Here is a 1,378-nt window from a genome sequence, read left to right as displayed (position 1 = left end):
GGTCCTTGGTCACCGGCATCCGCCCTTCGAGGAACAGCGAAAGGCGCACCCGCCAGTGGCCGAAATTGGGGAAGGAGACGATGGCGTGTTTGCCGATCCTGAGCAATTCGTCGAGCACCAGCTTCGGGTTGCGGGTCGCCTGCAAGGTTTGCGACAGGACGACGAAATCGAAACCCTTGTCGGGATAGAATTTGAGGTCCTTGTCGGCGTCGCCCTGGATGACAGACAGGCCGCGCGCCACGCATTCGTTGACGCCGCGCTGTGACAGTTCCATCCCGCGGCCGTCGACCTGCTTCGTCGCCTGCAGCAATTCGAGCAGCAGGCCATCGCCGGAACCGACGTCCAGCACCCGCGACTGCGGCGGGATGAGATCGGCGACGACTTCGAGGTCGACGCGCTGGGCGTGGTTGACACTCATGATCTCGCCTTTTGCCTGGCGCATGATCCGGATCCGAAAAGTCTGCAACTTTTCGGGGTCATGCGCTGATGCCTGGCGCATGATGCCGGTCCGGAAAGCCTGCAATCTTCAGGGGTCATGCGCTGAGCCCCCTGGCGCGGGCCGCCGAGGCGATGAAGCCGTTGATGGCCGCGAACAGCTCCGGCTCGTCGAGCAGGAAGGCGTCGTGGCCGCGATCGGTCTCGATCTCGACGAAGGACACCGAGGCGCCGGCCGCGTTCAGCGCGTGAACGACCGAGCGGCTCTCCTCGGTCGGGAACAGCCAGTCGCTGGTGAAGGAGACCAGGCAAAAACGGGTCCTGGTGCCGGCAAAGGCGTCGGCCAGTCGGCCGCCATGGTCGGCGGCGAGGTCGAAATAGTCCATCGCCCGGGTCATGTAGAGATAGGAGTTGGCGTCGAAGCGGTCGACGAAAGTCATGCCCTGATGACGCAGATAGCTCTCAATCTGGAAGTCGGCGTCGAAACCGAAGGTGAGCGCTTCACGGTCCTGCAAATTGCGGCCGAACTTCCGGTGCAGGGCCGCCTCCGACAGATAAGTGATGTGGGCGGCCATGCGCGCCACAGCCAGTCCCTTTTCTGGGCGCTTGCCCTGCTCGAAATATTTGCCGCCATGCCAGTCCGGATCGGCCATCACCGCTTGCCGGCCGACCTCATGGAAGGCGATGTTCTGCGAGGAATGGCGCGCGCCGGTGGCGATCGGCAGCGCTGAGAAAACGCGCTCCGGATAGCTCGACGCCCATTGCAGCACCTGCATGCCGCCCATCGAGCCGCCGAGCACTGAGAACAGTTTTTCGATGCCGAAATGGTCGACCAGCATCAACTGCGCCCGCACCATGTCGCGGATGGTGATGATCGGCAGGTCAAGCCCGTAGGGCTTGCCGGTGGCTGGATTGGTCGAGGCGGGGCCGGTCGAGCCGAGAC

Annotated in this window: 2 protein-coding genes; both read right to left on the bottom strand. The window is 63.8% G+C overall.

Annotation, left to right across the window (positions count from 1 at the left end):
* Positions 1–418 (bottom strand): methionine biosynthesis protein MetW (gene metW / locus EOA85_RS35355; protein WP_127212736.1); only part of this gene is annotated, 418 nt, incomplete at its 3' end.
* 115 nt (positions 419–533) lie between these two features.
* Positions 534–1,378 (bottom strand): homoserine O-acetyltransferase (locus EOA85_RS35350; RefSeq protein WP_127212735.1); only part of this gene is annotated, 845 nt, incomplete at its 5' end.

The organism is Mesorhizobium sp. M5C.F.Ca.IN.020.29.1.1 (assembly GCF_003997375.1).
Classification (GTDB): domain Bacteria; phylum Pseudomonadota; class Alphaproteobacteria; order Rhizobiales; family Rhizobiaceae; genus Mesorhizobium; species Mesorhizobium wenxiniae.
The sequence above is the reverse complement of the archived record's forward strand: the minus strand, read 5'-3'. Positions and strand labels throughout refer to the sequence as shown.